Here is a 25755-nt window from a genome sequence, read left to right on the forward strand (position 1 = left end):
GAGGTGAGACGAGGGTGACGGATCGCAGGGTGCCGTAAGGGACGTAAGTGGCCTATACAGATTACGGCCGGACCTCTGTGCACCGCACGGGCTTTTCGTACGGGGGCGCCCCCGGCGGCGCCCGGGGCGGGGTGGCAGGATCGGAGCATGCCGGATCAGCCAGCCCACGCCCCCTACGACGCCCTGTTGCTGCTCTCCTTCGGCGGCCCCGAAGGCCCCGACGACGTCGTCCCGTTCCTGGAGAACGTGACCCGCGGCCGCGGTATCCCCCGCGAGCGGCTCAAGGAGGTCGGGCAGCACTACTTCCTCTTCGGCGGGGTCAGCCCGATCAACGACCAGAACCGCGAGCTGCTCGCCGCGCTGCGCGCCGAGTTCACCGCGCACGGCCTGGACCTGCCCGTCTACTGGGGCAATCGCAACTGGGCGCCGTACCTCACCGACACCCTGCGGCAGCTCGTCGCGGACGGGCACCGCCGGGTGCTGACGCTGGCCACCAGCGCCTACGCCTCCTACTCCGGCTGCCGCCAGTACCGCGAGAACCTCGCCGACGCGCTGGCCGCGCTGGAAGCGGAAGGGCTGCCGCTGCCGCGCGTCGACAAGCTGCGGCACTACTTCAACCACCCCGGCTTCGTGGGCCCCATGGTGGAAGCCGCGCTCGCCGCGCTCGCCGGGCTGCCCGCGGACGTGCGGGACGGCGCGCAACTGGCCTTCACCACGCACTCCATCCCCACGGCCGCAGCCGACACCTCCGGCCCCGCAGAGGCCCACGGCGACGGCGGGGCGTACGTGGCCCAGCACCTGGACGTCGCGCGGACCATCGCCGACGCCGTGCGCAAGGAGACCGGCGTGGACCGCCCCTGGCACCTCGTCTACCAGTCCCGCAGCGGTGCCCCCCACATCCCCTGGCTCGAACCCGACATCTGCGACCACCTCGAAGCCGTGCACGCCGAAGGCGCCCCGGCCGTCGTCATGGTCCCGATCGGCTTCGTCTCGGACCACATGGAGGTCAAGTACGACCTCGACACCGAGGCGACCGCGAAGGCCGCCGAACTCGGCCTGCCCGTCGCCCGGGCCGCCACCGTCGGCGCCGACCCGCGCTTCGCCGCCGCCGTGCGCGAGCTGGTGCTGGAGCGGGCCGCGGCCGAGCGTGGCGCGCGCCCCGAGCGCTGCGCGCTGGGCGCCCTCGGCCCCTCCCACGACCTGTGCCCCGTCGGCTGCTGCCCGGCCCGCGCCCCCCGGCCCGCCGCCGCCGGTGCCGACAGCCCGTACGCGTAAGGAAGCCCGCCGTGAACCAGACCCTGACAGCCGAACTGCTCTCCGTCGCCCTCGAGGCCGCCGAACGGGCGGGCACGCTGCTCAAGGAGGGCCGCCCGGCCGACCTGGGCGTGGCCGCCACCAAGACCAGCTCGATCGACGTCGTCACCGAGATGGACATCGCCGCCGAGAAGCTCATCACCGGCTTCCTCGCCGAGCGCCGCCCGCACGACGGGCTGCTGGGCGAGGAGGGCGCGAGCAGCGAGGGCAGCAGCGGGGTGCGGTGGGTGATCGACCCCATCGACGGCACCGTCAACTACCTCTACGGGCTGCCCTCCTGGGCCGTCTCCATCGCGGCCGAGCTCGACGGCGAGGCGGTCGTCGGCGTCGTGGCTGCCCCGTTGCGTGGCGAGACCTACCGCGCGGTGCGCGGCGAAGGAGCCTACGAGGGGGAGCGGCGGCTGCGCTGCCGCCCTGCGCCCGCCTTCGAACAGGCGCTGCTCGGCACCGGCTTCGGCTACCTGACCGCACGCCGCGCCGCACAGGCGGAGGTGCTGCGCATGCTGCTGCCGGAGGTCCGCGACATCCGGCGGGGCGGCTCGGCGGCGATCGACCTGTGCGATGTGGCCTGCGGCCGGCTGAACGGCTACTACGAGCGGGGACTCAACCCCTGGGACTACGCGGCAGGCGCCCTCATCGCCCGCGAAGCCGGCGCACTGACCGGCGGCCGCCCTGGAGCGGCAGCCTCCGGCGAACTGACGGTGGCGGCCGCCCCGGGCTTCTTCGAGCCGCTCCAGGCCCGTCTGGAGGAGCTCGGCGCCTGGCACGACTAGGGCCGTACGTGGTGCTTCTCGTGCGCTGGGCGGGCCCGAACGGGCCCGCCCAGCGCACGAGGGGGGAATTCAGGCTGCGCCGATGTGCACGCCGTGCTCGGCAGCCAGGCGGTGGAGGTCGTCGAGCTCCGCCTGTTCGACTTCGGCGAGGAAGTCGTCGCCCGTCCGGCGGGCGTGGTCGAGGTCGGACCGGGTGCTCTCTATGCGCTGCAGAATGCCAGCAGTGAACGCGTCCATGGTGCTGCGCCCCCTCCAGGGTCGGCTCGGCGGCACGGGGGTGTGCCTGGGGGATCCCCCCGTCGGGGGACGGGGGAGAAACGATCACGTGGGTGTCGTCGAGCGCGTACGCGTGCGTACGGAGAATCGTGATCGCGGGTGTGCAGACGTCTTCCCCACCCGTGTCCCGGGGGAAACCTGCGATCGCCGAGCAATCCGGAATGCCTGCCCTGTCCGGCCACCGGGAACCCCCTTACGGCCGGTTTATCGACGTTCAGGGCAGGATGGGAGGAGCCGTCAAGGACATTCAGCCTGCCCGCAAGGGCTCAAGAGGAAGGACCAGCGCCGTGCGCGTACTCGTCGTCGAGGACGAGCAGCTGCTCGCCGATGCCGTCGCCACCGGACTGCGCCGGGAGGCCATGGCCGTCGACGTCGTGTACGACGGGGCCGCCGCCCTCGAGCGCATCGCCGTCAACGACTACGACGTCATCGTGCTCGACCGCGACCTGCCGCTCGTCCACGGTGACGACGTCTGCCGCAAGGTCGTCGAGCTCGGTGTGCCCACTCGCATACTGATGCTCACCGCCTCCGGCGACGTCAGTGACCGCGTCGAGGGTCTGGAGATCGGCGCCGACGACTACCTGCCCAAGCCCTTCGCCTTCAGCGAGCTGACCGCCCGTGTCCGGGCGCTCGGCCGGCGCACCACCGTGGCCCTGCCGCCCGTCCTGGAGCGGGCCGGGATCAAGCTCGACCCCAACCGGCGCGAGGTCTTCCGCGACGGCCGGGAGGTACAGCTGGCGCCCAAGGAGTTCGCGGTGCTGGAGGTGCTGATGCGCAGCGAGGGGGCCGTGGTCTCGGCCGAGCAGCTGCTGGAGAAGGCCTGGGACGAGAACACCGACCCGTTCACCAACGTCGTCCGCGTCACCGTGATGACCCTCCGCCGCAAGCTGGGCGAGCCGGCCGTCATCGTCACGGTGCCGGGCTCGGGATACCGGATCTGACGCGCATGACCACCACCCCGGTGCCCCCCACGGCCCCGCCGAAGCCCTCCTGGGACCCCCGGCAGCCGGTCGTACGCCCCTTCCCCTGGCTGCGGCCGACCATCCGCATAAGGCTCACCCTGCTCTACGGCGGGATGTTCCTGATGGCGGGGGTACTGCTGCTGACGATCATCTATCTGCTGGCGGCGGATGCGCTGCGGCAGGGCAACGTGCTGCCTTTCCAGATCGTCAACGCACAGGTGCAGGTCACCCCCGGCAGCTGCGAGAAGCTGGGCGGCACCACCAACAGCGGGGACTTCATGCGCGGCCTGGAGCAGTGCATGCAGCACCAGCGCGCGGTGGCCCTCGAGTCCCTCCTGCGCCGCTCCCTGCTCGCCCTGCTCGGTCTCGCCGTGATCGCCTTCGCGTTCGGCTACGCCATGGCCGGCCGGGTCCTCTCGCCGCTGGGCAAGATCACCCGTACCGCCCGCCGCGTGGCCGGTACGGACCTCTCGCGCCGGATCGAGCTGGGCGGGCCGGACGACGAGCTCAAGGAGCTCTCGGACACCTTCGACGAGATGCTGGACCGGCTGGAACGGGCCTTCACCGCGCAGCAGCGTTTCGTGGCCAACGCCTCGCACGAGCTGCGCACCCCGCTGGCCATCAACCGCACGCTGCTGGAGGTGCACCTCTCCGACCCGGGTGCGTCCCCGGAGCTCCAGCAGCTGGGCAAGACGCTGCTGGCCACCAACGAGCGCAGCGAGCAGCTCGTGGAGGGCCTGCTGCTGCTCGCCCGCAGCGACAACGAGATCGTGGACCGCAAGCCCGTCGACCTCGCCGAGGTGGCCTCCCAGGCCATCGACCAGGCCCGCACCGAAGCACAGGCCAAGGGCGTGGAGCTGCGCGGCACCCGGCAGCCCGCCGTGGTGCAGGGCAACGGCGTGCTGCTGGAGCGGATCGCGCTGAACCTGGTGCAGAACGCCGTGCGCTACAACGCGCCGGACGGCTGGGTCGAGGTCACCACCGAGACGCAGCCGGGACAGGCGGTGCTGGTGGTGGAGAACACCGGGCCGGTCGTCCCGGCCTACGAGCTGGACAACATCTTCGAGCCGTTCCGGCGGCTGCGCACGGAGCGTACGGGCAGCGACAAGGGCGTGGGCCTGGGCCTGTCCATCGTGCGCTCCGTGGCCCGGGCGCACGGCGGGCGCATCACGGCGGTGCCGCGCGAGGGAGGTGGCCTGGTCATGCGGGTCGTGCTGCCCACCTGAGCGAGGCTTCACCACCGCGCGGAGTCTGCGACAATAGGGCGGCCACACGTTCGCTTTGGGCGGAATTTTCCCGTTCCGGCCGACGCTGTGGCCGTGTGTGATCGATCACATGCGGAGACTTCCGGCCATCTACTCTCCGTGACCGAAATGGCCTTGGGAACGCCTGGAAAATGGGGGTTTCCAGGGGTCTTGATCACGGGAAGTACACGAGATGGCGTGGCCGCACCCGGCTTTCCGGCCGTGTACGGTCCCGATCGCCACCCCTCCCCATCACCTCTTCAGGTGTGCGGTTGGGTGTCGATTGAGTAACAGACCTTGATGTGAGGCAAAATCTCCGCCTCGGGTCGGGCACAAGTCCGGCCTCCCACGCGTTACGTGCGCTGGAGATACCGCAGACACCCAGAGGGGGAGAGCGACATGGCAACGGATTACGACACCCCACGCAAGACCGACGATGACGTCAATGAGGACAGCATCGAGGAACTGAAGGCGCGGCGGAACGACAAGTCGGCGTCGACGGTCGACGTGGACGATTTTGAGGCCGCCGAGGGGCTGGAGCTGCCCGGCGCCGACCTCTCCAATGAGGAGCTGTCGGTGCGGGTCCTGCCCCGCCAGGCCGATGAGTTCACGTGCATGAGCTGCTTCCTCGTGCACCACCGCAGCCAGCTGGCCGGAGAGAAGAACGGTCAGCCGATCTGCCGCGACTGCGAGTGAGGCAGGGTCTGCCATGGCAGGCTCGACCCCGTTCCGGAGGCGGCGCTCCCGGCAGCCCGAGCTGACCAGCGGGCAGGCCGAGGACGTCGCGCCGCAGGCGGGCGTCACACCCGGCGGTACGGCCGGTACGTACGTCGAGCGGGGCCGCACGGCCTCGCTCGCCGCCGCGGCCGCCCGGGGCGTGGGAGTGGCCGGTGCGACGGTCCGCAAGGGCAGCCGCGGGGCGCGGGCGGGGCTGGCCGTGATCGCCGACCGGATCATCGTCAACGCCCCGCGCATCCCGGTGCGCGACCTCGCGACGCTGCGCGCCCAGTTCCCGGGCCTCGGCCCGGAGGAGCTCGCGGACAAGCTGGTGGCCGGTGCCGCTTACGGCACCTCCACCATCGGCGCGGGTGTGGGCGCCGCGGCGATGCTGCCCGTACCGCCCGCGATGCCCGCCGAGCTGGCGGCCGAGATCGTCGGCGTCGCGGCGGTGGAGTTCAAACTGATCGCCGAGCTGCACGAGGTGTACGGCCTGCGGGCCCCCGGCACCGTCCGGCAGCGGGCGATGGCCTACCTCGGTGCCTGGGCCGACGAACGGGGCATCGACATCGCGTCCCCGCTGACGGTCAACGCCGCGCTCGGCGGCCAGCTCAGGCGCGAGCTGCGTCAGCAGGTCCTCAAGCGCACCTTCCGCAATCTGCCCAACCTCACGCCCTTCATGATCGGCGCGACCGTCGGTGCGGCGATGAACCGCCGTGACACCAAGCGGCTCGCCGCGAAGGTCCGCAAGGACCTGCGGGGCAAACAGGTGCCGTGGGCGGCTCTGCCACCCGAAGGACCGCCCCCACTGCAGGGCCTCGCCTAGGCCGTGAGAGCGGCGGCCAGGCGCTCGGGATGGCGCGTGGAGAGGTAGACGTACGGTGTGGGGTCGGCCGGGTCCGTGACCTCGATCCGCACCGCCGTGGGTACATAGCCGCGCAGCAGCATGAAGGCGCGGGTGTCCGCCTTGTGCGTGCGCCAGGCGCGGGCCTCCTCCGCGTCCAGGACCTCCGGCGTCCCCAGCGCCTCGACGGGAATCCTCGCGTCGCCCGCCACGAGCGCGCCGCCCACCACCCGGATCCGCACGGAGCCGTAGGAGCTGACCGCCACTGTGGCCAGTGCGCCGCCGCCGATCAGGCCGCCCAGCATCGGCAGAGTGCCCAGCGGCAGCAGGATCAGCGCCAGGGCGACTCCGACGAGAACCGCGATGAACCACCAGGAACGGGGCGCGGTCAGGCGTTCTTCGTAAGGCTGCATACGCACAAGCTTGGCACGGGCGGGACCGGGTGCTGCCGTCGCAGGTAAGGTCAGCCCCTGTGAGTGGACGAACGACAGCGCTGACACCGCCGGCGGACGCCGGGCCCCCGGTGCGGCACCCCGAAGCCCCCGCGCCCGGAGAGGTCATAGGGTCGCATTACGAGTACTGCTTCGGCTGTGGCGGCGGAGTGCCGCACGGGCTGCACCTGCAGACGCGGGCGGGCGAAGGCGTGAGCGTCACCGCCGAGTTCCGGGTCAAGGAGGCCCACCAGGGAGCCCCCGGCCTCGCGCACGGCGGTGTGCTGGCCACGGCCCTGGACGAGACGCTGGGCGGGCTGGGCTGGCTGCTGCGGGTCATCGCGGTGACGGGCCGGCTGGAGACCGACTTCCTGCGGCCGGTGCCGGTGGGCACCGTGCTGCACCTGGAGGCCGAGGCCGTCGCCGTGCACGGTCGCAAGATCTACTGCACGGCCACCGGCCGGATCGGCGGCCCCGAGGGGCCCGTCGCGGTGCACGCGGACGCCGTGTTCATCGAGGTCAAGATCGACCACTTCATCGAGAACGGCCGCAAGGAAGAGATCCAGGCCGCCCTCTCCGACCCCGACCGGGTGAAGGTCGCACGGGCTTTCGAGGTGAATCCGTGAGCGCCCGGCGCGAGGCCCGCGGGCCGCAGACCACATGCGACGTGCGGATGCGCCGCGCGAGCGGAGAAACAAGCAGGAGGCAAGGGTGAGCCGTCAGCCGCTGGACGTACTGATCCGCAGGGTCGACCCCGAGGTGCCCGTTCCCTCGTACGGGCACCCCGGCGACGCGGGCTGTGACCTGGTGACCACCGAAGCCGCCGAGCTCGCGCCCGGTGAGCGGATGGTGCTGCCCACCGGCATCTCGATCGCCCTGCCCGACGGGTACGCCGCCTTCGTCCACCCCCGCTCGGGCCTCGCCGCCCGGTGCGGGGTCTCCATGGTCAATGCCCCGGGGACCATCGATGCCGGGTACCGTGGAGAGATCAAGGTGATTGTGGTCAATCTGGACCCGCGCGAAAGCGTCCGGTTCGAAAGGTTCGACCGCATCGCCCAATTGGTCGTCCAGCAGGTCGAGAAGGTCCGCTTCCACGAGGTCGCGGAGCTTCCCGGCTCGGCACGGGCCGAAGGGGGCTTCGGGTCCACCGGTGGCCACGCTGCCGTGGGGAATGAATTCGCTTCGGTCGCCAGCGACCGGGAAGGACAGTGACGTGTTCGGTCGTCGCCGCAAGCGCAGCGAGGACGTCGTCGAGAATGTTGACCGTCTCGACGACGTGACCTCCGAGGAGTTGCCCGAGGGCGAGGAGTCCGCACCGGACACCGCGGACGCCGGCCGCGTCCGGCTGGAGCCGGGTCCGCGCCCCGACGGGCCGTGGGACGCCTCCGAGGTCCGGGAGCCGGCCGAGGGCCGGGTGGACCTGGGCGGGCTGTTCGTGCCGGGTGTCGAGGGCATGGAGCTGCGGGTCGAGGTCGCCGGGGACGCGATCGTCGCCGCGACCGTGGTGCTGCGCGACAGCGCCATCCAGCTGCAGGCCTTCGCGGCGCCCAAGCGCGAGGGCATCTGGTCCGAGGTGCGCGAGGAGATCGCGGGCGGCATCACCCAGCAGGGCGGTGTCGTCGACGAGGTCGAGGGCCCGCTGGGCTGGGAGCTGCGGGCCCAGGTGCCGGTGGCGCTGCCGGACGGCACCAACGGGGTGCAGCTGGTGCGCTTCGTCGGCTGTGACGGGCCGCGCTGGTTCCTGCGCGGTGTGATCTCCGGCCAGGGCGCGGTGCAGCCGCAGACCGCGGGGCTGCTGGAGCAGATCTTCCGGGACACCGTCGTCGTCCGCGGCGAGTCCCCGATGGCGCCGCGCGACCCGATCGTGCTGAAGCTGCCCGACGACGCCCAGATGGTCGCCGAGGGGCTCCAGCAGGAGGAGCAGGGTTCGCGCTTCGCGGGCGGCGTCGACCGCCTCCAGCGCGGCCCCGAGATCACCGAGGTGCGCTGACGCAGACGGCCGCTCGGTGACCTCCGAGCGGCCGGAATCGAGTGTTTCGCTGGGCCGGAATCCGCATCGCGGGTTCCGGCCCAGCGGTGTTTCCGCAGGTCCGGGGCCGATGCGTATGAATTCCGTCAAGGGGGCGCTAATGGCCGTAAGGGAGGCGTCAACGCGAGCCGTACCGGCCGGTAACGGATGTTTCCTCTAGAGGTCCGTTCTTCCGAACCTCTCTAGGAGCACACGATGGCCGACGTGGCCTTCGTCGTCACCACAATCGCGGTCTTCGCGCTGGTGGCTCTCGTCGCCAAGGGGGTGACGAAGCTGTGACCGCCGAGAACATCGTCGGCCTCGTCGTGGCCGTCGCCCTGCTGGGCTACCTGATCCTCGCCCTCGTTTTCCCGGAGAGGTTCTGAGCACAGACATGAGTCCCGTCCTCTCCGGAATCCTTCAGCTCACCGCGCTCATTGCGGCGCTGGCCCTGGTCTACCGCCCGCTCGGCGACTACATGGCCCGGGTCTACAGCTCCGAGAAGCACCTGCGGCCCGAGAAGTGGATCTACCGCCTGATAGGCGCCGACCCCGACGCCGAGATGCGCTGGCCCGCCTATCTGCGCGGCATCCTCGCCTTCTCGCTGGTGGGCGTCCTCTTCCTGTACCTGCTCCAGCGGATGCAGGGCGTGCTGCCCTCGTCGCTCTCGCTCGGCTTCACCGCGATCAGCCCGGACCAGGCGTTCAACACCGCCGCCTCGTTCGTGGCCAACACCAACTGGCAGTCGTACTCCGGCGAGCAGGCCATGGGCCACGCCGTGCAGACCCTCGGCCTCGCGGTGCAGAACTTCGTCTCCGCCGCCGTCGGCATGGCCGTCGCCATCGCCCTCGTACGGGGCTTCGCCCGCTCCCGCTCCGGCGAGCTGGGCAACTTCTGGGCCGACCTGGTGCGCGGCACGATCCGCATCCTGATCCCGGTCTCGGTCGTCGCCGCGGTGGTCCTCGTCGCCTGCGGTGCCATCCAGAACTTCGCGGGCATCCACGACATCGGCCAGCTGACCGGCGGCACCCAGCAGGTCAACGGCGGCGCCGTGGCCTCGCAGGAGGCCATCAAGGAACTCGGCACCAACGGCGGCGGCTACTTCAACGCCAACTCCGCCCACCCCTTCGAGAACCCGAACGCCTTCACCAACCTCTTCGAGATCTTCCTGATCCTCGTCATCCCGTTCGCGCTCACCCGCACGTTCGGCAAGCTGGTCGGCAACGTCAAGCAGGGCTACGCGATCCTGGCCGCCATGGGCGTGATCTGGATCGGCTTCACCGCGCTGATGATGTGGACCGAGTACGCCCACCACGGTGCCGCGCTCCAGGCGGCCGGCGGTGCGATGGAGGGCAAGGAGCAGCGCTTCGGCGTCGGCGCGTCCGCGATCTTCGGGACGGCGACCACCCTCACCTCCACCGGCGCGGTGGACTCCTTCCACTCCTCCTTCACCGGCCTCGGCGGCGGCCTCACCCTGCTGAGCATGATGCTCGGCGAGATCGCGCCCGGCGGCGTCGGGTCCGGCCTCTACGGCATGCTCGTGATGGCCGTCATCGCGGTCTTCATCGCGGGCCTGATGGTCGGCCGTACGCCCGAGTACCTCGGCAAGAAGATCGGCACCCGCGAGATCAAGCTCGCCGCGTGCTACATCCTCATCACCCCGACCCTGGTCCTGGGCTTCACCGCTCTGTCCATGGCGATGTCCACGCCGCCGCACTCGATCCTCAACGGCGCGGCCGACTCGGTGCACAACAGCGGGGCCCACGGCTTCTCCGAGGTCCTCTACGCCTTCACCTCCGGCGCCAACAACAACGGCTCCGCCTTCGCCGGCCTCAACGCCAACACCCAGTGGTACAACACCACGATCGGCCTCGCCATGCTGCTCGGCCGCTTCCTGCCGATGGTCTTCGTGCTGGCGCTCGCGGGCTCGCTCGCCGAGCAGACGCCCGTCCCCGAGACCGCGGGCACCCTGCGCACCGAGAAGCCGCTCTTCGCGGGCCTCCTGGTCGGCGCGATCATCATCATCACCGGCTTGACCTACTTCCCGGCCCTGGCCCTTGGCCCGATGGCGGAGGGACTTTCATGAGCACGACCACCCCTGTCCGTACGGAGCCCGAAGGTCCCGGGGACACCCGCCCGCACGGCGGCGAGGAGCCCGGCCGGATCTCCGGCGGCCTCTTCGACCCGGCGCAGCTGGTCAAGTCCCTGCCCGACGCCTTCCGCAAGCTCGACCCCCGGGTGATGGTCAAGTCCCCGGTCATGTTCGTGGTCGAGGTCGGCTCGGTGGTCACCACCGGGCTGGCGCTGAAGAACCCCGGCGACTGGTTCGGCTGGACGATCACGGTGTGGCTGTGGCTGACCGTCGTCTTCGCCAACCTCGCCGAGGCCGTCGCCGAGGGCCGCGGCAAGGCGCAGGCCGACACGCTGCGCAAGGCCAAGACCGACACCGTCGCGCGTCGGCTGACCGGCGACACCGAGGAGTCGGTGCCCGGCACCGAGCTGCGCGTGGGCGACCTCGTCGTCTGCGAGGCGGGCGACATCATCCCGGGCGACGGCGACGTCGTCGAAGGCGTGGCCTCCGTCGACGAGTCGGCCATCACCGGCGAATCGGCGCCGGTCATCCGAGAGTCGGGCGGTGACCGCTCGGCCGTCACCGGCGGCACCAAGGTGCTCTCCGACCGCATCGTCATCAAGATCACCACCAAGCCGGGCGAGACCTTCATCGACCGGATGATCAACCTGGTGGAGGGCGCGGCCCGGCAGAAGACGCCGAACGAGATCGCGCTCAACATCCTGCTGGCCTCGCTCACCATCGTCTTCCTGCTGGCGGTCATCACCCTCCAGCCGTTCGCGATCTACGCGGGCGCCGAGCAGACGATGATCGTGCTGGCCGCCCTGCTGGTCTGCCTGATCCCGACCACCATCGGCGCGCTGCTCTCCGCGATCGGCATCGCGGGCATGGACCGGCTCGTCCAGCGCAACGTCCTGGCGATGTCCGGCCGCGCGGTCGAGGCCGCGGGCGACGTCTCCACGCTGCTGCTCGACAAGACCGGCACCATCACCTACGGAAACCGCCAGGCCGCCGAGTTCGTCCCGGTCAAGGGCACCATGGCCGCCGAGGTGGCGGATGCCGCCCAGCTCTCCTCGCTCGCCGACGAGACGCCCGAGGGCCGCTCGATCGTCGTGCTGGCCAAGGAGAAGTACGGCCTGCGCGAGCGCCACGAGGGCGAGCTGGTGGGCGCCGAGTGGGTGCCCTTCACCGCCCAGACCCGGATGTCGGGCGTGGACGTGGACGGGCGCAAGGTCCGCAAGGGCGCGACCGGTTCGGTCATCGCCTGGGTCGAGGAGCGCGGCGGCCGCGTCGCCGACGACGCCCGCACCCTCACGGATGAGATCTCGCAGGCGGGCGGCACCCCGCTGCTCGTGGCCCTGGAGGACGCCAAGGGCGCCCGCGTCCTGGGTGTCATCCACCTCAAGGACGTCGTCAAGGAGGGCATGCGGGAGCGCTTCGACGAGCTGCGTGCCATGGGCATCAAGACCGTCATGATTACGGGTGACAACCCGCTGACGGCCAAGGCCATCGCCGAGGAAGCCGGCGTCGACGACTTCCTCGCCGAGGCCACCCCCGAGGACAAGATGGCCCTCATCAAGCGCGAGCAGGCGGGCGGCAAGCTCGTCGCGATGACGGGTGACGGCACCAACGACGCGCCCGCGCTCGCGCAGGCCGACGTGGGCGTGGCCATGAACACCGGCACCTCGGCCGCCAAGGAGGCCGGGAACATGGTGGACCTGGACTCCAACCCCACCAAGCTCATCGAGATCGTGGAGATCGGCAAGCAGCTGCTGATCACCCGCGGTGCGCTGACCACCTTCTCCATCGCCAACGACGTCGCGAAGTACTTCGCGATCATCCCGGCGATGTTCGCGGTGGCCTACCCCGGCCTGGACAAGCTCAACATCATGAGCCTGCACTCGCCGCAGTCCGCGATCCTGTCGGCCGTCATCTTCAACGCGCTGATCATCGTGGCCCTGGTGCCGCTCGCCCTCAAGGGCGTGCGCTACCGGCCGATGAGCGCGGACAGCATGCTCCGGCGCAACCTCCTGGTCTACGGACTCGGCGGCCTGATCTCCCCGTTCATCGGCATCAAGATCATCGACCTGCTCATCTCCCTCATCCCTGGCATCGGGTGACGTCACCATGAACAACTCCGTACGCAGCACGGCCCGCCTGGTGGTGGCGGGGCTCCGCGCCCTGATCGCCCTCACGCTGGTCTGCGGGGTGATCTACCCGCTGGTCGTCACGGGCATCGCCCAGGCCGCCTTCCACGACAAGGCCAACGGCTCGGAGATCAAGGCCGACGGCAAGTCCGTGGGCTCCGAGCGGCTCGGCCAGACCTACGTCCTCGACAAGAAGGACAAGGACGGCAACCCGCTGCCGGACCCGAAGTTCTTCCAGCCGCGCCCCTCGGCGGCCGGCCCCAACACCGAGAACACCCAGTACCACTTGCTGGTCTCCGGCGCCTCCAACCTGGCCGCCGACAGCAAGGTGCTGCTCACCGGCGTCCAGCAGCGCCGCGCCGACGTCGCCGCGTTCAACGGCGTCTCCCCGGCAGCGGTCCCGGTGGACGCGCTCACCGCGTCGGCCTCGGGCGTCGACCCGGACATCTCGCCGGAGTACGCACGGCTCCAGGCGGACCGGGTGGCCAAGGCCAACCACCTCGACGCCGAGAAGGTCCGCAAGCTGGTCGAGGACCACGTCGACGGCCGCATCCTCGGCTTCATGGGCGAGGAGCGCGTCAACGTCCTCAAGCTCAACATCGCGCTGCGGGAGCTCGCCAAGGCGTAGGACGGCATGAACGATTCCGGCGCCCGGCTCCTCAGCGATCCGCTGACGAGGAGCCGGGCGCTGGTGCGTCGGGCGCCGCGGATGTTTGTATCCGGTGGGTATCAGGGAGCGCTTGATTGCCCATCGAATGCTCGACCGAGTGTGTGACGCGGTCGCCGTGCCGGGTGTCTGCCGTATCGTTCCTTTGCAGGTCGCCGACTGCGGGCGCAGCCGGGACCGCCGTCTCACACGACCGTCCGAACAGGAGCGATCCGCCCGTGTCCTCGTCCGCCCCGGCTCCGGGCTCTCAGCGCCCCGTTCGCGTGCTGCTGGTGGAAGACGACGACCTGATGCGCCGGTCCTTCACCGTCGCCCTGGAGCGCTACGGCTACGAGATGAAGGCCGCGGCCGACGGTCTCACGGGACTCGAGCTCTTCCGGGACGAGGAGTTCGACCTGCTGATCCTGGACGTGATGCTGCCCGGTCTGGACGGCATCGGCCTGTGCCGCAGGGTCCGGGAGACCAGCTTGGTACCCGTCCTGATGATGTCCGCCCGCGGCGACGGGCTCGATGTCGTCGCCGGCCTGGAGGCCGGAGCGGACGACTACGTGGTCAAGCCCGTGGACACGTACGTGCTCGTGGCCCGCATCCGCTCGCTGCTGCGGCGGGCGACCTACGCGGCCGCACCGGGACCCGAGCGCGCCGCAGACGAGGCGCTGCCGCCGGCCGCGGGGGAGCTGCTGGTCTTCGGGGACCTGGCCATCGACACCGGCGGCATGGAGGTGTCCGTCTCCGGAAGCCCGGTGGCGCTGACCCCGACCGAGCTGAAGCTGCTGCTGGAGTTCGCCGCCCACCCGGGCATCGTGCTGGAGCGGCACACCCTGCTGCGCAACGTCTGGGAGTACGGCTGGGACGGCGACAGCCGGGTCGTGGACCTGTGTGTGCAGCGGCTGCGCAGGAAGGTGGGCCGGGACCGGATCGAGACGGTCCGAGGCTTCGGCTACAAGCTCAGGCGCTGAGCCGGTGCGCCCGTTCCACCGGCTGCGGCCGGCCCGCGCATCCCTGCGCTGGAAGATCGCCGCGCTGGCCGCGGCCACAGCGTGCCTGGTGGCGATCGCGGTGGGCGTGCTGGTGCACCTGTGGACCGCGCAGGACATCCGCGACCGGGCCGAACAGCAGGCATTCAACAGCGTGTACTCGGCCATGGACGTCTACCGGCGCACCGGAACCCTGACGGACGGTGCCGAGCTCGATCCGGCCGAACTGCCCGCCGCCCTGCGCCACCCGGCCGACGGCGACCGGCACACGGCCTACGACGGGCGCGTCGAGGGGAATCTGGGGCCGAGCGTCTGGGCCGCCCAGCGGACCGGCGGCCCGGACAGCCGGGTGCTGGCCGTCCGCGTCAACATGAGCCCGGAGCTCTACGGGCTGCGCCGGCTCGACGGGAGCATGGTGGTGGCCTCGCTGGTCGCGCTCGCGGCGGCCGTGCCCCTGGCGGCCTACGGTGCCGGGTTGCTCGCCCGCAGGCTGCGACGGGTCTCCGAGACCGCGGGCCGGATCTCCGCCGGTGACCTGGATGCCCGGACCGGGCCCACCAAGGGGCACGACGAGGTGGCCGACATCGCCGCCACCGTCGACCTCATGGCCGACAGCCTCGGCCGACGGCTGCGCACCGAGCGCCAGTTCACCGCGGACGTGGCTCACGAGCTGCGCACCCCCGTCGGCGGTCTGCTGGCCGCCGCCGACCTGCTGCCGCCCGGAGAGACGGAGGATCTGCTCCGGGCCCGGGTGCGCGATCTGCGCGGCCTGGTCGAGGACCTGCTGGAGATCTCCCGGCTGGACGCGGGCGCCGAACAGCCGGTCCGAGCCCGGGTGCCGCTCGGCGCGGTCGTCTCCGAGGCCGTGGCGCGCACCGGCTACGACGCCGAGGTCACCGTCGCGGACGATGACACGACCGTGGAGACCGACCCGCGCCGCCTCGAACGGATCGTCGGCAACCTCGTCGTCAACGCCCACCGGCACGGGGACACCCCGGTGCAGGTCACCGTCGAGGGCCGTACGGTCGTCGTACGCGACCATGGCCCCGGCTTCCCCCCTGACCTGCTGCTCCATGGCCCGCGCCGCTTCCACACAGGCGCGGCGGAGCGCGGCTCGGGTCACGGCCTGGGCCTGACCATCGCCCTGGGACAGGCCCGGCTTCTCGGCGCCGAGCTGCGCCTGGACAACGCCCCGGACGGCGGCGCCGTCGCCACCCTGCGCCTGCCGGCCTGACGCTCGGCCTCTGCGGACCCGTCGGCCTGAGGCCCGGCCTCTGCAGCCCCGTCGGCCTGACGCCGGCCCCCACAGCCCCGCCGGCCTGACGCCCGTACAGACCTGATACGAAGCGGCGCCGATGCTGATACGCGGCCGTCCAGGCCCCGATACGTTCCCCGGTCACCCTTCGGAGTGCATCCTTGCGCACCCGAAGAGGAGTTCCTCGTGACCGCCGACCCCCTTGCCCTGCACGCGCTGCACCCGACGACCGGGATCGCGGCCGCGACCACCGACCTGTCGAAGGTCTACGGCAGCGGCGACACCCAGGTCGTAGCCCTGGACCGTGTCGGCATCGCCTTCAGGGAGGGCGAGTTCACCGCGATCATGGGTCCCTCCGGCTGCGGCAAGTCCACCCTGATGCACTGCGCCGCCGGGCTCGATTCGCCCACCTCCGGCTCCGTGCGCATCGGCACCACCGAACTGAGCACCCTCAACGACCGGCAGCTCACCGAGCTGCGCCGTGACCGGATCGGCTTCATCTTCCAGGCGTTCAACCTGCTGCCGACGCTGACCGCGCTGGAGAACATCACGCTGCCGCTCGCCATCGCCGGACGCCGCCCCGACCGGCAGTGGCTGGACCGCGTGGTCTCCATGGTCGGCCTCTCCCGGCGCCTCGACCACCGGCCCGCACAGCTCTCCGGCGGGCAGCAGCAGCGCGTCGCGGTGGCCCGCGCCCTGGTCTCCCGCCCCGCGATCATCTTCGGCGACGAGCCCACCGGCAACCTCGACTCCCGCGCCGGGGCCGAAGTCCTCGGTTTCCTGCGCGACTCGGTGCGCGAGCTGGGCCAGACCGTGGTCATGGTCACCCACGACCCCGTCGCCGCCGGCTACGCCGACCGCGTGGTCTTCCTCTCCGACGGCCACCTGGTCGACGAGATGACACGTCCCACCCCGGACCGGGTCCTCGATGTCATGAAGAACTTCGACACTCGCTCACGCACCAGCTGACCTGCGCCTGCGCCGCACGTTCCCGCCCCTCCCACGCTTCCGAAAGCTCCCCATGCTGAGAACAGCCCTGCGCAACGTCCTGGCGCACAAGGCCCGTCTGGTCATGACCGTCCTCGCGGTCTGCCTGGGTGTCGCGTTCGTCTGCGGCACCCTCGTCTTCGCGGACTCCTCCGCCGCGGCCTACCGCGCCGCCGCGTCGAAGAACTTCGCGGACATCGCGGTCACCGTGAGCCCGAAGGACCCCCCGCCGGGGACCGCCGCGAACGAGCACGCCGACGTGCTCGACGACGCGCTCGTACGGAAGCTGGCCGACGTACCCGGCGTCGCCGCCGTGCGGCCCTCGGTCGACGGCGTGGCCACCCTGAACGCCGCCGACGGCACCCCGCTGCGGGCCGACAAGGCGTGGGCGCACCCGGCCGCCGCCTATGTACTGGGCAAGGACGGCAAGGACAGCCGCTATCCGCTGGTCAAGGGCCACGCCCCCACGAACGGCGACGAACTGGCCGTGGACAGCGGCACCGCCGCCGGCGGCCACTTCCGTATCGGCGACACCGTCACGCTGGCCACCGACGGCCCGGTGATGACCAAGCGGCTCGTCGGCATCGTCACCACCAAGGACCCCCGGGTGACCGCCGGCGGTACCCTCGCCCTGTTCGACAAGGCGACCGCCCAGCACCTGTTCGCGACCCCGGGCCACTACACCGGGATCGACCTGTCCGCCGCGCCCGGCACCAACCAGTTCGAGCTCTCCCGCCGCGTCTCCGACGTGCTCCCGGCCGACCGGGCCGAGGCCACCAGCGGCAGCGCGCAGGCCGCCCGGCAGGCCACCAACGTCGACATGCAGACGCGGGGCTACAAGAAACTGCCGATGGTCTTCGCCGGGGTCTCGCTGTTCATCGGCTCGTTCCTCATCGTCAACACCTTCACCATGCTCGTCACCCAGCGCACCCATGAGATCGCGCTGCTGAGGGCGATCGGCGCCACGCGCCGCCAAGTCGTCCGCTCTGTCCTCTGGGAGGCCCTCCTGGTCGGCCTCGCCGCATCGGCAGCCGGATTCGTCCTCGGCCTGGGCATCGCCTCGGCGCTGCCCGACATCCTGGGCACCGGCGCGGATCCGCTGCCCCGCGGCCCCCTGGTGATCGGCCCGCGTTCCATCGTGGCGGCGCTCGGCGTGGGCGTGGGTGTCACCGTGCTCGCCGCGTGGCTGCCGTCCCGCAGGGCGGCGAAGGTCGCGCCCGTCGAGGCGATGCGCTCGGCCGAACAGCCGCCCACCGCCGCCCAGTCCCGGGTCCGCGCCGTGGCGGGCCTCGCCCTCCTCGTCCTCGGCGCCGGCTGGCTGATCTCGCTCACGGGGGCGAAGGACGCCTCGGAGGAGAACCTGCAGAACGCGATGCTCAGCTGCGCCGTCCTCGTCGTCGCCATGATCGTGCTGGCGCCGCTGCTCGCCGCCCCCGTCATCCGGCTGACCGGCCGCCTGACCCGCCGCTTCGGGGTCATCGGCCACCTCGCACGGGAGAACGCGCTGCGCGACCCGCGGCGCACGGCGGCCACCGCCTCCGCCCTGATGATCAGCACGGCGCTGGTCGCCGGGCTCGCCGTCCTCGGCAACTCCACTTCACAGGCCCTCGACCACCAGGCCGCGGCCGGCCTCGGAGCCGACTACGTGATCAGTACCCGCAGCACCATGACCGGCATTGACCCGGCCGCCGTACAGCGGGTGGCCGACACCTCCGGGGTGCGGACGGCGACCGCCGTCACCGACTCCACCATGGTCCTCGGGGGCAGCGTCAAGGAAATCTCCGGCGTCGACCCCGCCACCGTGAAGGACGTGATGAAGCTCGACCTCACCAGCGGCTCCCTCGCGGACCTCGGGCCGGGCCGGATCGCCGTCTCCAGCACCATCGCCCGGGAACACGGCGTGCGCGCGGGCGGCAAGATCAACGCCAGCATGGGCATGGGCCCCGGCCGGGACTTCAAGCAGTACACCGTCGTGGCCGTCTACAAGGACAACCCCATCGCCCACGACGTACTCGGCGCCCGTACCGAGGTGGCGAAGAACAGTTTCCTGCCCGACTCCGTCCAGCGGATCCTCGTCCGCACCGGCAGCAGCGCGGTCTCCAAGAACACCGAGGACCGGCTGCGCACCGCCGTGGGCAACAACCCGCTGCTGAAGGTGCAGGACCGGAAGGAGATCGTCCGCGAGGCCGCCGGCACCATGGGCGACCTGCTGACCCTGATGTACGGGCTGCTCGCCATCGGCGTCGTGATCGCCTCGCTCGGCATCGTGAACACCCTGGCCATGTCGGTCGCCGAACGCACCCGCGAGATCGGCGCACTGCGCGCCATCGGCATGGACCGCGCCGGAATCCGGCGGATGATCCGCCTGGAATCGGTGACCGTCGCCGCCTTCGGCACCCTCCTCGGCTTGGCGGGCGGCCTGTTCACCGCCTGGGCGGTCGGTGCGCTGGCCAACGGCGCGATGGAGCAGTACTCCCTGGCGATGCCCTGGGGCACGCTGCTCCTCGTATGTCTGGCGTCCCTCGCGATCGGCGCGGTCGCCGCCGCCGTCCCGGCCCGCCGGGCAGCCGCCCTGAGCCCGCTGGAAGCCGTCGCGGAGGCGTGACGCACGGCCTCCGGCCGGCAATGTGGTCAAAATGCCGCCGATGTGCGGGGGAGTGGGAGGCAGTACGTTCGCCCCCGCGATCCCCCCGCACGTTGATGCGATCGGTGAGGAGCCAGGGCCATGACGTCCGTCATCACACCGCAGGAACTACCTGCATCCGGACGACGGGCCCACGGTCTTCGTGAACGCTCAGATCGCGCGGGCGCGTTAGGGCGCGTTAGGGCGCGCGGCGGCGACCACGGGGTAAATACGAGCAACCGTGCGCTCCCTGAGGCACTCTGGGGGCGTGGTCTCCTTACCTCAGCAGCCGCAAGGCGCCCCGGTCACCCCGCACATGGTGGTCTGCGGGGACGACGGTCTCGTGCATCGGCTCGCCGCCGAGCTCTCCGGCGTCTACGGCGAGCGGGTCACCCTGGTCCTGCCGCCCGCGCGCGACGACCGCCGCCGGTCCGTCTCTGCCGCGCAGGGCCGGGCGGCGGCGCTCTTCGGCCGGGTGACGGGTGCGGTCGGGCGCGGCGGCCCGGCGGCCGGTCAGAACGGCACGGCACCCGGCCCGCTCGTCAGCATCGTCGAGGCGGCCGAGCCCGACGACGAGGCGCTGGCCGCGGCCGGCATCGACCGGGCCGCCGCGCTCGCGCTCGTCTACGACGACGACGAGACCAACATCCACGCGGCGTTGCGGGCCCGCCGCGTCAACCCCCGGCTGCGGCTGGTCATCCGGCTCTACAACCGCAGGCTGGGCCAGTACTTGGAGCAACTCCTCGACCAGGCCGCCCTGGTGGGGGCCGCCGACGGCCCGGACGGCGCCCGGGCGGCCGCCGACGCGAGCACGACGGTGCTGTCCGACGCCGACACCGCGGCCCCGGCCCTGGTCGCCGCCGCCGTGGCCGGGACGAGCAAGGTCGTCGAGGCCGGCGGGCTGCTGCTCCGCGCCGCGGAGCGGCCCCCGCCTCCGGACGGGGCGGCCCCCGAGCCCGGCACCTGCACCCTCGCCCTGCTCTCCGACGGCGACGGGCCGGAACTCCTCCCGGACGAGCGCACGGTGGCCCGGGCGGCGGGCCGCGGCCGCCTGGTCCTGGAAACCGTCCGCTACTCCGCGCCCCCGCGGCCGCCCTCCCGGCTCGCGGTCGCGCGCAGCCTGCCGCTGGGCTCCTTCTTCTCCCGGCGGCTGCGCTGGGCCCTGGCCGGGCTGGCCGCCGCGGTCTGCGGGCTGGCGGTGGCGTCGTGGCTGGTCACGGGGGACGATCCGGTGCACGCCGCGTACCTCTCGCTGCTCGACCTCTTCGCCATCGACGACCCGGCGATCGGGCAGCCGCTGGGCCGCCAGATCCTCCAACTGCTGTCCGGCCTCCTGGGCCTGCTCCTGCTGCCCCTGCTGGTGGCCGCCGCCCTGGAGGGGCTCGGCACCTTCCGCTCCGCCTCCGCACTGCCGCGGCCGCCGCGGGGTATGTCGGGGCACGTGGTGCTGCTCGGCCTCGGCAAGGTGGGGGCACGCGTGCTGGCGCGGCTGCGGGAGCTGAACATTCCGGTGGTCTGCGTGGAGCGCGACCCGCAGGCGCGCGGCGTGGCCCTGGCCCGGTCGCTGCGGGTGCCGACCGTCATCGGCGACGTGACGGAGGAAGGCGTCCTCGAAGCCGCCAAGATCGCGGACAGCCGTACGCTGCTGGCCCTGACGAGCAGCGACACGACGAACCTGGAGGCCGTGCTCTACGCCCGTGCGGTCAAGCCCGACGTCCGTGTCGTAATGCGGCTGTACGAGGACCGGTTCGCCAACGCGGTCTACCGCACCCTGCGCGACTCCCAGCCGCAGGCGAGCACGCGCAGCCGCAGCGTCTCCTATCTGGTGGCCCCGGCCTTCGCGGGCGCCATGATGGGCCGTCAGATCCTGGGCGCGGTCCCGGTCGAGCGCAAGGTCATCCTCTTCGCCTCCGTCGAAGTGGCCGGCCACGGCGCCCTGGAGGGCCGTACGGCCGCGGAGGCGTTCCGCCCCGGGGCCTGGCGGGTCCTCGCCCTCGACCTGGATTCCGGCCCCGGCCTGCTGTGGCCGCTGCCCGCGGAGCACGTCTTCGGCCGGGAGGACCGGGTGATCGTGGTAGCCACCCGTGAGGGCCTGGCCGACCTGCTGGGCCGACGCCCCCGGCCACGCACGGCGGACGGGGAACGGCCGTTCGGCGCCGCGCGTTGACGGGTCATGCTGCTGAGTCTGCTGACGGGGCCGACGCTGGTCCTGCTGATAGTGATCCCGCTGTTCGTGCTGGCGGCACTGCGCAAGACGGCCCAACTCGCCCGCCGCCGGGGCGGCGGCCCTCGCGGCGTCGGCGCCACGGCCACGGAGGAGCTGCACGCCCTGATCTACCCTAGCAAACGGGTCCAGTTGGAACAGCGCCGCATAGAACTGGTCCTGCGCGACGACGAACAGGACGGCGCCCCAAAGCGCACGGGCGTGGACCTGGACGCGGGGACGATACGGATCGCGGGCCGCGGGACACGGTAGGTCAGAGGGGGTGCGCTCCGTGGGCGGCGGCGATGGCGTCGATCCGCTCGGCGAGGTCGAAGTCGGCCTCGGTGAGCTTGTGCCCGGCGTCGTGTGTGGTGATCGCGAAGCGTACGTGGTCCCAGCGGAGGTCGATGTCGGCGTGGTGGCCGATGAGCCGTTCCACGTCGGCGACGTGCACGATGAGGGCCACACCGCCGTGGTATCGGGTCGCGAACGAGCGGGTAATCTCATCGCCTTGCCGGGCCCAGCCTGGTGCTTGGGCCAGACGTTCCGCGATGTCCTTGTCGGACAGTGGTGCGGGGTTCTGGGGCACGTCAACTCCTATCTGGTACTGGGGCCAGAGCCTCCTCCAGGCCCCGGCCAACCGGGGCATCGTGCCACGGCAGCATGGCGCTCTCCAGCAGTCGCAACTCACGCCGCATGCGGGCCGACCCGGTGTCCGCCGCGATCTGCGCTGCCTCCCGGGCGATCTCGACAGCGCGTTCAGGCTCTTGGGCCGCAGCCGCTGCCGTTGCGTGCCTGGCCAGATATACCCCCCGATCACGACGGGCTGTCAGCGGTACGGCATCAAGGACCTGGGTCCACAGAGCGCTCGCCTCGCTGCCAAGCCCCAGGCGTCCGTAGCAGGTGGCACGTTGCACTTCGAGGTAGCCCGGAGTTCGCCGACAGGCGTTCCCCCAGGGCAAGTCGTCGCTGACCTTGGCGAGCACACCCTCCGCTTGGTCGATGAGCCGGTCAACGGAACAGCGGTCGTTCGTCAGGCTGGCGCCGTGGGCTTGTTGCTGGAGTGCCATGACCCGGACCTTCGGAGCCAACACGCCCCCATTCTCGAGTGCTGCCTCGCACAGGTCGATCACCCCGTACCCGTCGCCCAGATCTGTTCGGACCTGTGCCTGGTTGACCAGGGAGTAGGCAATCAATTGCGGATCGCGGGTTCGCAGGGCGATTTCCTGGGCGACGCCCCTCCAGAATGTAGCCCCGCCGAGGTCACCTGCATCCTGGTAGAGCCACCCCACCAAGGCCGCATAGGCGGCACCTACGCGCAGAAGTGCTGAGCGGGTCTCCCCATGAGCTGCGCGTGCCAGGCGGTCGATCAGCTCGTACTGTGCCGAGACGACTCCGATGAGGTCGTGTGGGCCGAGAAGCATGTCGGCGCGGTAATGGCCTTCCAACTGTGATTGGAAGTAGTCAACGAGCGCAGGGTCGACGTGTCGAGACGGCGTAGGCCCGGCCGTCAGCGCTGCGGCAGTCACGGAAACGAAGGTGCGGCGATCCACACTCGTCGCCACCTCTCGTTCGGCCCGGATCCAACCATCGGGTGTCTCGAATCCAAGATCCTCCGGCCAGCGGCCGAATGCTGTATGCAGGGCTGTTGCGCAGTCCTGGCGTGGCCAGCCTGGTTTGCCTGATTCCCACCTTCGCCAGGTGCGCGGGGACACTTCAAATCCGGGATCACCGAGCGCCTCACGGCCGACCTCGGTCACACCTCTGGCAGCGGCTTCTCCCGATCGCCACCCTCGCTTGAGGCGTGCGGCCCTCAGCAACTCGTTTCCTGCAACACGCGGGGTCTGGTCGTTCACTGGCGGCGCTCCCGGGCATGGCCATGGAATGGCCTCTATGTGGCCGTGTGCTGGCCTAGTTGATGCAGATCACGCAGAACCATCATGACGTTGTGATGAGGGAACACACACCGAACGCAGAAAGTAATCGGGGCGACTGGATGCGGGGTTCGCGAGCTGAAGCGCTAGGCGGCGGAGCCGCCCGTTGGCTCGTCTCGCGCGAGCCGCATCCGTCCGTGGCCCGGGAAGCGTGGCTGCGGGACGAGCCCGCGATCATCCGTGCCGGCATCCATTTCGATGCCGTCCGCATTCCGGCGGAGCACGTCCACCACCTCGCCGGAAGCGACGGCCGCGACGCCGTCGAGCGCGCCTTCGCCCGGGTCGGCATCGAGACCGCCGTCATCGCCGACCTCTCGCGCCGCTGGTACTACGCCCTCGTACCGCCCCGCACGACGGAGGCGGAACACCCCACCTATCTCGGTGTGCCCGCCCCGCACCGTGCCGATCCGCCCGGTACCCACTGGCTGCTCAGCCCGCCGGACGGCGAAGACGCCCTCTGTGACCCCGCGTCCGTCCGGAAGCTGGTCGCGTCGTGACCGGGACGCAGTGGTGCTCCTGGCACCAAGGGCCGACGGCGCAGCCCGTGCTGATGGCCGTCGACCACGGCGATCACGTCGCGGTCAACGTCTACGCCTGCCCACCGTGCGCCGCCGCCCACCAGACGCACGTCAATGCGCCGTCGAAGTCGGGCGTTGTCACCCCGACCGGGGAGACGTAGGTGCAACTGTCCTCCGGCGCTTTCCCGCTATCAGAGCCCGTCAACCGGGCTCGTGCCTGCAACCGGGGGTCTGCAGCCCCCCGGGCAGAGTGAGCGTTCGGTCAGCTCAGCCGTGCGTCGGCGTAGACGGTCATCGCATCGCGCTGGTACTCGGCCAGTCCGTCGGCGATCTTGTCGTAGTTCGCGCGGAACTGCGGGTCGTCGGCGTAGGTCCGGCCCAGCCCCTTGTACGCGGCCGCGTTCGGGGTCCAGAACCCGCAGACGCCCCGGTAGTGGGCGTCCACTTCGGCCTGCACCGCGGGGTCGGTGACCGGTGTGCCGGCCACCATGAACTCCGCGAAGCGGATCATCTGCGCCGTCACCTCCCGCTGCCACCGCTCCATGGCCTCGGGGGTCATCGCCTCGACGGCCCGCCGGGACTGCTCCCACTGCTTCGGCCACCGCTCACGCGCCTCGGCATCGTGGTCGGAGTGCTCGAACCCCTCGAAGAGGTTCTCCGGCCTGTTGATCTTTGCCATGTCGCCCTTGTCCTTGTTCTCTTCCAGTTCGGCGATGGTGCGGCCGACCGTGCGGGTCAGGGTCTCCAGTCGGTCCCGCTCCGCCAGCAGCCTTTGGTGGTGCTCACGGAGCACGGCCACCTGGTCGATCCGGCTGTCCAGCACGGCCTGGATCTCGCGCAGCCCCAGGTCCAGCTCCCGCATCAGCAGGATCTGCTGCAACCGCAGCAGCTCGGCCTCTTCGTAGTAGCGATGACCGTTGCTTCCGATCCACGCGGGCGGCAGCAGGCCGATCTCGTCGTAGTGCCGCAGCGTCCGGGACGTCACCCCGGACATCCGGGCCACGTCCGCGATCGACCAGGCCATTGCCGTGCCTCCCATCGCCGGGCCGGTCTCTCCGGCCACATGGACGACGTTAGAAGTTGACGCAGCGGTAAGCGCAAGCCTGCCGTTCACCACACGTCCCCCGGCCGCCAGTCGCAGGTCAGCTCACCGTCGAGGTCGAGAGCCGTCGGGCCGACGGGGAGGACGTAGATGCAGCCGTCCTCATCCGGGGTGCGCTCGATGCCCGTCGGAGCCAGCACCGAGGACGGGCCGAGCCAGCGCTGCCAGCCCCGGCCCGTGTACAGCGGCACCGCCTCGTCCGTGGCGCCGAGGGCGCCCAGCTCGTAGGCGCCGTGGCGCAGGACGTGCTCCAGGGCCGCCATCACCGCCGAGCCGTGGCCCCGGCGGCGGTGGCCTGCCCGTACCGCCACGGCCTCCACATAGCCCGTGCGCAGGGCACGCCCGGCGTGCAGGAGGCGGCGCTGGACCAGCGAGCCGTGGGCTATGGGCTCGCCGCCGTCCAGGACCAGGGCGTGCATGCCGCCCACCGTGTGGTCCCAGTCTTCGTCGGAGAAGTCGCCCTCGAACACGGCGTCCAGCAGGCGGCGGACGGCGGCCAGTTCGGCCGCGGTGAGGTCGGAGGTGTGGGCCGTGCGCAGTACGGTCATGGCGGCGTCCTCACGTCGGTGCCGGCGGTGGAAGGCGGGCCGTTCATTGTCCTCGCGGGCGGGTGCCGGACGCATGCCGTTTTCGCGGGTCACGGCCGTGGGCGTCAGGACTGCGTCAATACCCGGCGTCCGGCCCCCTCTCGCCCGAAATGTC

General features: G+C 71.3%; 27 protein-coding genes. 21 read left to right on the forward strand and 6 right to left on the reverse strand.

What is annotated here, in order from left to right:
• The first annotated feature begins 147 nt into the window (after positions 1–147).
• Together FHS39_RS24175 and FHS39_RS24180 are read left to right on the forward strand one after the other, a co-directional pair.
• Positions 148–1275, forward strand: coding sequence for a ferrochelatase (locus FHS39_RS24175; protein WP_184351615.1), 1128 nt, complete (start codon positions 148–150; stop codon positions 1273–1275).
• 11 nt (positions 1276–1286) lie between these two features.
• The gene (locus FHS39_RS24180) at positions 1287–2087 is read left to right on the forward strand and encodes an inositol monophosphatase family protein (RefSeq protein ID WP_184351616.1); all 801 of its coding nucleotides are present in this window, start codon (positions 1287–1289) and stop codon (positions 2085–2087) included.
• A 69-nt stretch (positions 2088–2156) separates the two neighbouring features.
• Here the strand turns inward: FHS39_RS24180 and FHS39_RS24185 are convergent, their stop codons facing one another.
• Positions 2157–2324, reverse strand: coding sequence for a hypothetical protein (locus FHS39_RS24185; protein ID WP_184351617.1), 168 nt, complete (start codon positions 2322–2324; stop codon positions 2157–2159).
• A gap of 326 nt (positions 2325–2650) precedes the next feature.
• Between FHS39_RS24185 and FHS39_RS24190 the strand changes: the two genes are divergently transcribed.
• The 4 genes from FHS39_RS24190 to FHS39_RS24205 all read left to right on the forward strand — a co-directional run bounded on the left by FHS39_RS24190 (position 2651) and on the right by FHS39_RS24205 (position 6112).
• Complete coding sequence (locus FHS39_RS24190) at positions 2651–3304, forward strand: response regulator transcription factor (RefSeq protein ID WP_045932168.1); 654 nt, start codon at positions 2651–2653, stop codon at positions 3302–3304.
• 5 nt (positions 3305–3309) lie between these two features.
• Positions 3310–4551: a sensor histidine kinase gene (locus tag FHS39_RS24195; protein ID WP_184351618.1), complete on the forward strand. Its 1242-nt coding sequence runs from the start codon at positions 3310–3312 to the stop codon at positions 4549–4551.
• 417 nt (positions 4552–4968) lie between these two features.
• Entirely contained in the window at positions 4969–5265 is a 297-nt protein-coding gene (locus tag FHS39_RS24200) for a DUF4193 domain-containing protein (RefSeq protein ID WP_045932166.1), read from the forward strand.
• A gap of 13 nt (positions 5266–5278) precedes the next feature.
• Complete coding sequence (locus FHS39_RS24205) at positions 5279–6112, forward strand: hypothetical protein (RefSeq protein WP_184351619.1); 834 nt, start codon at positions 5279–5281, stop codon at positions 6110–6112.
• Here FHS39_RS24205 and FHS39_RS24210 read toward each other — a convergent pair.
• Complete coding sequence (locus FHS39_RS24210; protein ID WP_184351620.1) at positions 6109–6543, reverse strand: DUF3093 domain-containing protein; 435 nt, start codon at positions 6541–6543, stop codon at positions 6109–6111. The genes FHS39_RS24205 and FHS39_RS24210 overlap by 4 nt on opposite strands.
• Positions 6544–6602: 59 nt before the next feature.
• On the opposite strand from FHS39_RS24210, the gene FHS39_RS24215 reads away from it, so the two are divergent.
• The 13 genes from FHS39_RS24215 to FHS39_RS24275 all read left to right on the forward strand — a co-directional run bounded on the left by FHS39_RS24215 (position 6603) and on the right by FHS39_RS24275 (position 21772).
• Positions 6603–7187 (forward strand): PaaI family thioesterase, encoded by a 585-nt coding sequence (locus tag FHS39_RS24215; protein WP_045932163.1) that lies wholly within the window; start codon positions 6603–6605, stop codon positions 7185–7187.
• Positions 7188–7272: 85 nt separating this feature from the next.
• The gene (gene dut, locus FHS39_RS24220; protein ID WP_184351621.1) at positions 7273–7773 is read left to right on the forward strand and encodes a dUTP diphosphatase; all 501 of its coding nucleotides are present in this window, start codon (positions 7273–7275) and stop codon (positions 7771–7773) included.
• A gap of 1 nt (position 7774) precedes the next feature.
• Positions 7775–8551 (forward strand): DUF3710 domain-containing protein, encoded by a 777-nt coding sequence (locus tag FHS39_RS24225; RefSeq protein ID WP_184351622.1) that lies wholly within the window; start codon positions 7775–7777, stop codon positions 8549–8551.
• Between the two features lie 314 nt (positions 8552–8865).
• Complete coding sequence (gene kdpF / locus FHS39_RS24230) at positions 8866–8955, forward strand: K(+)-transporting ATPase subunit F (protein ID WP_043188605.1); 90 nt, start codon at positions 8866–8868, stop codon at positions 8953–8955.
• 8 nt (positions 8956–8963) lie between these two features.
• Positions 8964–10655: a potassium-transporting ATPase subunit KdpA gene (gene kdpA, locus FHS39_RS24235; protein ID WP_184351623.1), complete on the forward strand. Its 1692-nt coding sequence runs from the start codon at positions 8964–8966 to the stop codon at positions 10653–10655.
• Complete coding sequence (gene kdpB / locus FHS39_RS24240) at positions 10652–12760, forward strand: potassium-transporting ATPase subunit KdpB (protein ID WP_184351624.1); 2109 nt, start codon at positions 10652–10654, stop codon at positions 12758–12760. The genes kdpA and kdpB overlap by 4 nt, the downstream gene beginning before the upstream one ends.
• Positions 12761–12767: 7 nt before the next feature.
• Positions 12768–13415 (forward strand): potassium-transporting ATPase subunit KdpC, encoded by a 648-nt coding sequence (kdpC, locus tag FHS39_RS24245; protein ID WP_184351625.1) that lies wholly within the window; start codon positions 12768–12770, stop codon positions 13413–13415.
• A gap of 302 nt (positions 13416–13717) precedes the next feature.
• Entirely contained in the window at positions 13718–14413 is a 696-nt protein-coding gene (cseB, locus tag FHS39_RS24250) for a two-component system response regulator CseB (RefSeq protein ID WP_184351649.1), read from the forward strand.
• 4 nt (positions 14414–14417) lie between these two features.
• Entirely contained in the window at positions 14418–15665 is a 1248-nt protein-coding gene (locus FHS39_RS24255) for an ATP-binding protein (protein WP_184351626.1), read from the forward strand.
• A gap of 228 nt (positions 15666–15893) precedes the next feature.
• Positions 15894–16655, forward strand: coding sequence for an ABC transporter ATP-binding protein (locus FHS39_RS24260; RefSeq protein WP_184351650.1), 762 nt, complete (start codon positions 15894–15896; stop codon positions 16653–16655).
• A gap of 52 nt (positions 16656–16707) precedes the next feature.
• Positions 16708–19278, forward strand: coding sequence for an ABC transporter permease (locus tag FHS39_RS24265; protein WP_184351627.1), 2571 nt, complete (start codon positions 16708–16710; stop codon positions 19276–19278).
• A gap of 334 nt (positions 19279–19612) precedes the next feature.
• Positions 19613–21463, forward strand: a complete 1851-nt coding sequence (locus FHS39_RS24270) for a potassium channel protein (protein WP_184351651.1) — start codon at positions 19613–19615, stop codon at positions 21461–21463.
• A gap of 6 nt (positions 21464–21469) precedes the next feature.
• Positions 21470–21772: a DUF6191 domain-containing protein gene (locus FHS39_RS24275; RefSeq protein WP_184351628.1), complete on the forward strand. Its 303-nt coding sequence runs from the start codon at positions 21470–21472 to the stop codon at positions 21770–21772.
• 1 nt (position 21773) lies between these two features.
• On the opposite strand, the gene FHS39_RS24280 is transcribed toward FHS39_RS24275, so the two are convergent.
• Positions 21774–22088, reverse strand: a complete 315-nt coding sequence (locus FHS39_RS24280; protein ID WP_184351629.1) for a 4a-hydroxytetrahydrobiopterin dehydratase — start codon at positions 22086–22088, stop codon at positions 21774–21776.
• A gap of 1 nt (position 22089) precedes the next feature.
• On the reverse strand, positions 22090–23355 hold the full coding sequence (locus FHS39_RS24285) for an NsdA family TPR-like regulatory protein (protein ID WP_184351630.1): 1266 nt from the start codon (positions 23353–23355) through the stop codon (positions 22090–22092).
• 215 nt (positions 23356–23570) lie between these two features.
• Between FHS39_RS24285 and FHS39_RS24290 the strand changes: the two genes are divergently transcribed.
• Both FHS39_RS24290 and FHS39_RS24295 read left to right on the forward strand, forming a co-directional pair.
• Positions 23571–23930, forward strand: a complete 360-nt coding sequence (locus FHS39_RS24290) for a hypothetical protein (RefSeq protein WP_184351631.1) — start codon at positions 23571–23573, stop codon at positions 23928–23930.
• Positions 23927–24112 carry a hypothetical protein gene (locus FHS39_RS24295; protein WP_184351632.1) on the forward strand — a complete coding sequence of 62 codons (186 nt, stop codon included), beginning with the start codon at positions 23927–23929 and terminating at the stop codon, positions 24110–24112. Before FHS39_RS24290 ends, FHS39_RS24295 begins: the two co-directional genes overlap by 4 nt.
• A 101-nt stretch (positions 24113–24213) precedes the next feature.
• Here FHS39_RS24295 and FHS39_RS24300 read toward each other — a convergent pair whose 3' ends face one another.
• Positions 24214–24975 carry a MerR family transcriptional regulator gene (locus FHS39_RS24300; RefSeq protein WP_184351652.1) on the reverse strand — a complete coding sequence of 254 codons (762 nt, stop codon included), beginning with the start codon at positions 24973–24975 and terminating at the stop codon, positions 24214–24216.
• Positions 24976–25061: 86 nt separating this feature from the next.
• The gene (locus tag FHS39_RS24305; protein WP_184351633.1) at positions 25062–25601 is read right to left on the reverse strand and encodes a GNAT family N-acetyltransferase; all 540 of its coding nucleotides are present in this window, start codon (positions 25599–25601) and stop codon (positions 25062–25064) included.
• Positions 25602–25755 lie beyond the last annotated feature (154 nt).

The sequence above is a fragment of the Streptomyces olivoverticillatus genome (assembly GCF_014203555.1).
GTDB classification, from domain to species: domain Bacteria; phylum Actinomycetota; class Actinomycetes; order Streptomycetales; family Streptomycetaceae; genus Streptomyces; species Streptomyces olivoverticillatus.

Coding starts and splice junctions, on each gene's coding strand:
- kdpB (WP_184351624.1), top strand. CDS start 10,652: ATGAGCACGACCACCCCTGTCCGTACGGAGCCCGAAGGTCCCGGGGAC.
- FHS39_RS24305 (WP_184351633.1), bottom strand. CDS start 25,601: ATGACCGTACTGCGCACGGCCCACACCTCCGACCTCACCGCGGCCGAA.
- FHS39_RS24195 (WP_184351618.1), top strand. CDS start 3,310: ATGACCACCACCCCGGTGCCCCCCACGGCCCCGCCGAAGCCCTCCTGG.
- FHS39_RS24185 (WP_184351617.1), bottom strand. CDS start 2,324: ATGGACGCGTTCACTGCTGGCATTCTGCAGCGCATAGAGAGCACCCGG.
- FHS39_RS24265 (WP_184351627.1), top strand. CDS start 16,708: ATGCTGAGAACAGCCCTGCGCAACGTCCTGGCGCACAAGGCCCGTCTG.
- FHS39_RS24200 (WP_045932166.1), top strand. CDS start 4,969: ATGGCAACGGATTACGACACCCCACGCAAGACCGACGATGACGTCAAT.
- FHS39_RS24275 (WP_184351628.1), top strand. CDS start 21,470: ATGCTGCTGAGTCTGCTGACGGGGCCGACGCTGGTCCTGCTGATAGTG.
- FHS39_RS24205 (WP_184351619.1), top strand. CDS start 5,279: ATGGCAGGCTCGACCCCGTTCCGGAGGCGGCGCTCCCGGCAGCCCGAG.
- FHS39_RS24270 (WP_184351651.1), top strand. CDS start 19,613: ATGGTGGTCTGCGGGGACGACGGTCTCGTGCATCGGCTCGCCGCCGAG.
- kdpA (WP_184351623.1), top strand. CDS start 8,964: ATGAGTCCCGTCCTCTCCGGAATCCTTCAGCTCACCGCGCTCATTGCG.
- FHS39_RS24175 (WP_184351615.1), top strand. CDS start 148: ATGCCGGATCAGCCAGCCCACGCCCCCTACGACGCCCTGTTGCTGCTC.
- FHS39_RS24300 (WP_184351652.1), bottom strand. CDS start 24,975: ATGGCCTGGTCGATCGCGGACGTGGCCCGGATGTCCGGGGTGACGTCC.
- FHS39_RS24210 (WP_184351620.1), bottom strand. CDS start 6,543: ATGCAGCCTTACGAAGAACGCCTGACCGCGCCCCGTTCCTGGTGGTTC.
- kdpC (WP_184351625.1), top strand. CDS start 12,768: ATGAACAACTCCGTACGCAGCACGGCCCGCCTGGTGGTGGCGGGGCTC.